Origin of the sequence: Pseudomonas onubensis (assembly GCF_965653655.1) — a bacterium.
Classification (GTDB): Bacteria; Pseudomonadota; Gammaproteobacteria; order Pseudomonadales; family Pseudomonadaceae; genus Aquipseudomonas.
In genome coordinates, this window is the sequence record NZ_CBFHAZ010000072.1 from 25,379 (window position 1) to 31,673 (window position 6,295).

Consider the following 6,295-nt stretch of genomic DNA (forward strand, 5'->3'; position numbering starts at 1 on the left):
AGGCCCGCATGAGTGACATCCTCGCAGACAGCTTAGATGGCGTAGAACGCCGATCGCTGGCTGACTTCACCGAAAATGCCTACCTCAACTACTCCATGTACGTGATCATGGACCGTGCCTTGCCGCATATCGGCGACGGCCTTAAGCCCGTACAACGGCGCATTATCTACGCCATGAGTGAGTTGGGCCTGGACGCAGACTCCAAGCACAAGAAATCGGCGCGTACCGTCGGTGACGTGCTCGGTAAGTTCCACCCGCACGGCGACTCGGCCTGCTACGAAGCCATGGTGCTGATGGCCCAGCCGTTCAGCTACCGCTACACCTTGGTGGATGGCCAGGGTAACTGGGGTGCGCCGGATGATCCCAAGTCCTTCGCAGCCATGCGTTACACCGAGGCGCGCCTGTCGCGTTACTCGGAAGTGCTGCTCAGCGAATTGGGCCAGGGCACTGCAAACTGGGGGCCGAATTTCGACGGCACCTTGGACGAACCGCTGGTGTTGCCGGCGCGTTTGCCGAATATCCTGCTCAATGGCACCACCGGCATCGCAGTCGGCATGGCCACCGACGTACCGCCGCACAACCTGCGCGAAGTCGCGACTGCCTGCGTGCGTTTGCTCGATGAGCCCAAAGCCACGGTCGAGCAGCTCTGCGAGCATATTCAAGGCCCGGATTACCCGACCGAAGCGGAAATCATCACGCCGCGTGCCGACCTGCTGAAGATGTACGAGACCGGCAAGGGCTCGGTGCGCATGCGCGCGGTTTACCACATTGAAGACGGCGACATTATTGTTACCGCGCTGCCGCACCAGGTGTCCGGTGCCAAGGTGCTGGAGCAGATCGCCGCGCTGATGCAGGCCAAACCGTCGAAATTGCCGCAAGTGGCTGACCTGCGTGACGAGTCCGACCACGAAAACCCATGCCGCATCGTGATCATCCCGACCAATAGCCGGGTCGACCACGAAGTGCTGATGCAGCATCTGTTCGCCAGCACCGACCTTGAGTCCAGCTACCGGGTCAACGTCAACATCATCGGCCTGGACGGCAAGCCGCAGCTGAAAAACCTGCGCAACCTGCTGGTGGAGTGGCTGGAGTTCCGCGTACAGACCGTGCGCCGTCGCCTGCAATTTCGTCTCGACAAGGTTGAGCGCCGCCTGCACCTGTTGGACGGTTTGCTGATTGCTTACCTCAACCTGGATGAAGTGATACACATCATCCGTACCGCCGAGCACCCGAAAGCCGAGCTGATCGCGCGCTTCGAGCTGAGCGAGATCCAGGCCGACTACATCCTCGACACCCGCTTGCGTCAGTTGGCGCGGTTGGAAGAGATGAAGTTGCGTGACGAGCAAGATGCACTGCTCAAGGAACAAGCCAAGCTCCAAGCCCTGTTGGGCAGCGAAACCAAGCTTAAGAAGCTGGTGCGCAGCGAGCTGATCAAAGACGCCGAAACCTATGGTGATGATCGCCGTTCGCCAATCGTCGAGCGTGCAGAAGCGAAAGCACTGACAGAAACCGAGTTGCTGCCTAACGAGAAAATTACCGTCGTTCTGTCGGAAAAGGGTTGGGTTCGTTCCGCCAAAGGGCATGATATTGACGCCACCGGCCTCTCGTACAAGGCTGGCGATGGTTTCAAGACCGCTGCGGCCGGGCGTTCCAACCAGTTTGCGGTGTTTATCGACTCCACCGGGCGCAGCTATTCGGTGCCGGCGCACACCTTGCCATCGGCACGTGGCCAAGGCGAACCGCTGACCGGGCGTCTCACACCGCCACCGGGGGCGAATTTCGAGTGCGTGCTGCTGCCCGATGACGATTCGCTGTATGTGATCGCCTCCGACGCGGGTTACGGTTTTGTGGTCAAGGGTGAAGACCTGCAGGCCAAGAACAAGGCGGGCAAAGCGTTGTTGAGCTTGCCGAACAACGCCAAGGTGATCCTGCCGCGCACCGTGGAAGACCGCGAGAGCAACTGGCTGGCGTCGGTGACCACCGAAGGGCGTTTGCTGGTGTTCAAGATCAGCGATTTGCCGCAGTTGGGTAAAGGCAAGGGCAACAAGATTATCGGGATTCCCGGGGAGCGCGTGGCCAGTCGCGAAGAGTACGTGACCGACATTGCCGTGATCCCGGAAGGCTCTACCCTGGTGCTCCAGGCCGGCAAGCGCACGTTGTCTCTGCGCCCTGACGACCTTGAACACTACAAGGGTGAGCGTGGCCGACGGGGTAATAAACTGCCGCGTGGCTTCCAGCGTGTGGATGCTTTGCTGGTGGAAACGCCTGTTTAAGGCGGATTAGAGGGCTCGATCTACGATTTAACGCGTAGATCGACGCTTTCGCGCTGGAGTCAGGGCGCATATTCACGGATGATATGGCCTTTCCAGCGCCGGCGTGGCCGAGCGTGTTTAGGTTATTTTTAGTATTACATTGTGGTTCGCCTTGTGGCAGCCACCTGGATGGGATGATGACTGCTCCACGCCTTCCTTTATTTTTGATGCTCGCTGGCCTTTTGGGGCTGGCGGGTTGCAGCACACACCAACCGGTGTCGCTGTACCAGCTGGACAGCGGAAGTCCGGCTCAGCCTGCGCAAACCGCAGGTATGGCCGTTTTGCTTGGCCCGGTCGTCGTTGCTGATTACCTGCAACGCGAAACCCTGCTGCAACGTCAGAACGACGGCAGCCTGCAAGGTTCCACCGATGGTCGTTGGGCGGGCAGTTTGTCGTCCGATATCAACCAGCTGATGTTGCGTCAGGTGGCTGGTCACCTTGACAGCCAGCGTGTGGTGCTTGCGCCTGGGCCATCCGGCTTCACCCCGGATGTACAGGTCTTGTTGACCATTACCCGGCTCGACTCGGGTACGTCGCAGCCGGCGATCCTTGACGCACAATGGCGCCTGATCGACCGCCGTGGCCAGGTGCGCGATAACCGCATCGTGCATTTGCAGGAAGAACATACCGGCACCACCGCGTCCCAGGTCCAGGCCCAGGGTGTGTTGTTGCAGCATCTGGCGCAGCAGTTGTCGGTGGCCCTCAAGCCATTGGCCAACCAGCCGCCAGTGGCTGAAGCGCCGCGCAAGCAAGCTCCGGCTCAAGCCAAACCGTCCGCTCCGGAAAAGCCGAAGATGCCGATGGCTACGCCGATTCGTACGGATATGGAAGTGTTCAGGTTCTGACCTGAATCGCGCCCAAACAAAAGGCCCGCTTACTCAGCGGGCCTTTTTGGATCGTTCCCACGCTCCGCGTGGGAATGCCTCTTGGGACGCTCCGCGTCCCGCTGCGCAGCAGTGACGCAGAGCGTCACGGAATGCATTCCCACGCGGAGCGTGGGAACGATCAGCTGTCAGGGCTTGTTACGGGTCTCGTGCATGCGCGCCAGCTGCCGTTCCAGCATCGACGGGTACGGCTCCATCAGCCGCTCCACACAGCTTGCGCCTTCAGGGCTGGCAATCGGGCGGATACGTGCGCGCTGGCGGATCAGCGCATCTTCACTGATCTTGCGCTCCACCAGCAGCAGGTTGCGGCTGTGTTGGGACAAGGCCAGTGCATCCTGGGCGATCTCGGTAAGCAGCAGGTCGATCTGGCTCATGCCGAACAGATCGTCTCCGACAGTCAGGCCAAGTTGCAGCTGCAACGTAATGCCGCTGTCAGCCACTTCAATCTGCAAGGCATGGCCGAGGGCGCGCAGCAGCTCGCCGCAGCAAATCGCATTGGTCAGGTAGTCTTCGCCGCTGTCTTCGCTGTGGAACAGCATCAACGTGCTGCCATCGTTCAGGGTGTGCAGTTCGCTCTGGTAGAGCGAGGCGGCCTGGTCGAGGCAGTCGCGGTAGCGCTCCAGCAATTCGGTGAGGCGCGCACGGGGCAGGCGACGCAGTTGGTCCTGGGCACCCAGTTGCACAGCCAGTACGGCGCTGTGCTGCGGCTCGGTATTTTGTACCGGTGCAGTTTGCGGGGCAGCGACCGGCGCGGCGGCCGAGGTGTCGCGCAGGTCGGCGAACGGGTCTTCATCGTCCAGTTCGTCTTCTTCAGCCTTGATCACCTGGCGTGGCGCAGGCTTGAGGGCGGCCACCGGCGCGCTTTCGTCAAAGCCTGGGTCACGCAGGTTGCGCACTTCAAACTCCGGCTCGTCGTCGTAGTCGGTGTCGTCGTACTCAGGCTCGGGTTCAACCTCAGGCACCACCGGCTCCGGGGCGAAGCTGGCGTGAAGCTGGCGGGCGAGGTCGCCGATTTCATCCTGGCGGTCGGTGGCCGGGGTGTGTTCGTCGATATCGCGCAGCCAGATGCGCAATTGCATCAGCGGCGTGGAGATATGCCGACCCAGGCGCAAGCTCAGGGCCAGGGCCAAGGCCAGCAGGATCGCACTGAGGATGCCCATGCTTTGCAGGCTGATGGTCATCGGCTGCTGGAATTGCTGCATGTCGAGGCTGATGCGCAGTTGCCCGGCCTTCACATCCTGAAACGTAATATTGCTCGAATACAGACCTTCGGCTTCACCCAACAGGCCGTTTTTCGGGCGTTGCCCGGCTTCGGCCATGATCCGGTTGTCCACGCTGTAGATGGCGGCATGGGCCACCAGCGGGTTCTTGGTCAGGTTATTGAGCAGCACGTTGAGGCTGAGGATGTCGTTGGACACCAGCAACTCAGTCGCCGAGGTGGCGGTCTGGGTTGTGAGGCTCGCGCCCAGGGCATCGGCTTGCTCGTGCATGGCCTGCTTGAACTGCAAACCCATCACGCAGGCGTAGATCACCAAGGCCAGAGCGACCAGGATCACGTTATGGCTGGCGATGCGTAATGCGATCGGTACACGGCGGTGGCGCAGTGCCCGGAAGATCAGCAGGAAGAAGTTATCGGTTTTTACTGGCGTGGGCCGGTTCACTTGCGCTCGGCTCTTGGTCCGTGAAGTTGACGCGCAGTATAGCGACAGGCCTAGAACCGGCAAAGCGCTCGCTGTGCCCGATGGTCACTGAAAGTGGGTAGAATGCGGTTTTTTTCCAGCCTGGGGGTGCGCTTTGCGCGAAATTGTCCTGATAAACATCACCGGCGAAGATCGCCCGGGCCTCACCGCGGCCATTACCGGTGTTCTGGCCCAGGGTGGTGTGAACATTCTCGACATCGGCCAGGCGGTGATCCACGACACGTTGTCGTTCGGCATCCTGGTGGAGATCCCCAGCACCGATCAGGCCTCGTCGGTGCTTAAAGACATCCTGTTTACGGCGTATAAGCTCGATCAGCAGGTGCGTTTCACGCCGGTCTCCGAAGCCGATTACCAGCATTGGGTCGAAGGCCAGGGCAAAAAACGCCACATCGTGACGCTGCTGACCCGCAAAGTAACCGCCGAACAATTGCAGCGCGTCAGCTCCATCACCGCTCAATATGGGTTGAATATCGACCATATCGACCGTCTGTCGGGTCGTATGCCATTGGACACGCCGGCCGACAAAGGCAAGGGCTGCATCGAGTTCTCCGTGCGCGGCGAGCCGGCCGACCCGCAAGCCCTGCGCGCCGAGTTCCTCAGCGTGGCCCAGGAACTGAATGTCGACATCGCCTTCCAGGAAGACTCGCTGTTCCGCCGTAACCGCCGCCTGGCGGTGTTCGACATGGACTCCACGCTGATCGAAGCCGAAGTCATCGACGAACTGGCCAAGGCTGCCGGTGTGGGCGAGCAGGTGTCCGAAATCACCGAGCGCGCCATGGCCGGTGAGCTGGATTTTCGCGCTAGCTTCAAGGAGCGCCTGGCGCTGCTCAAGGGCTTGGACGTAAGCGTGCTGGATTCGATTGGCGCTTCGCTGCGCCTCACCGAAGGCGCCGAAACCCTGTTCGCCGAACTCAAGCGCCTGGGCTACAAAACCGCCATCCTGTCCGGCGGCTTCACCTACTTCGCCAAGCAATTGCAGGCCAAGCTGGGCATCGACTATGTGTTCGCCAACGAGCTGGAAGTGGTGGATGGCAAGGTGACCGGCGTGGCGGTAGAGCCGATTGTCGACGCGCAGCGCAAGGCGGACTTGCTCAAGGAGTTGGCCCACAAGGAAGGTTTGCGTCTGGAGCAGACCATTGCGGTCGGCGACGGCGCCAATGACTTGCCGATGCTGGCGATTGCCGGGTTGGGTGTGGCGTTCCGTGCCAAGCCGCTGGTCAAGCAATCGGCCAAGCAGGCGATTTCGACGCTGGGGCTGGATGGTGTGTTGTATCTGCTGGGCTTTCGCGATCGCGACGGGCAGTTGTAAACCGCAACTCCTGACATAACACAATCAATGTGGGAGCGGGCTTGCTCGCGAATGCGGTGGGTCAGCCACTGAATCTGTCGACTGACACTC

4 protein-coding genes are annotated in these 6,295 nt (G+C 60.8%); 3 read left to right on the top strand and 1 reads right to left on the bottom strand.

Translation table 11 applies throughout. From position 1 onward, the window contains the following. Positions 1 to 8: 8 nt before the first annotated feature. Both parC and ACTD9P_RS20875 read left to right on the top strand, forming a co-directional pair. Complete coding sequence (parC, locus tag ACTD9P_RS20870) at positions 9 to 2,273, top strand: DNA topoisomerase IV subunit A (RefSeq protein ID WP_017138479.1); 2,265 nt, start codon at positions 9 to 11, stop codon at positions 2,271 to 2,273. A 176-nt stretch (positions 2,274 to 2,449) separates the two neighbouring features. After that, positions 2,450 to 3,157 (top strand): PqiC family protein, encoded by a 708-nt coding sequence (locus tag ACTD9P_RS20875; protein ID WP_438869186.1) that lies wholly within the window; start codon positions 2,450 to 2,452, stop codon positions 3,155 to 3,157. 167 nt (positions 3,158 to 3,324) lie between these two features. On the opposite strand, the gene ACTD9P_RS20880 is transcribed toward ACTD9P_RS20875, so the two are convergent. After that, complete coding sequence (locus ACTD9P_RS20880; RefSeq protein WP_438869187.1) at positions 3,325 to 4,857, bottom strand: histidine kinase; 1,533 nt, start codon at positions 4,855 to 4,857, stop codon at positions 3,325 to 3,327. 133 nt (positions 4,858 to 4,990) lie between these two features. Between ACTD9P_RS20880 and serB the strand changes: the two genes are divergently transcribed. Next, positions 4,991 to 6,205 (top strand): phosphoserine phosphatase SerB, encoded by a 1,215-nt coding sequence (gene serB / locus ACTD9P_RS20885; protein WP_438869188.1) that lies wholly within the window; start codon positions 4,991 to 4,993, stop codon positions 6,203 to 6,205. Positions 6,206 to 6,295 lie beyond the last annotated feature (90 nt).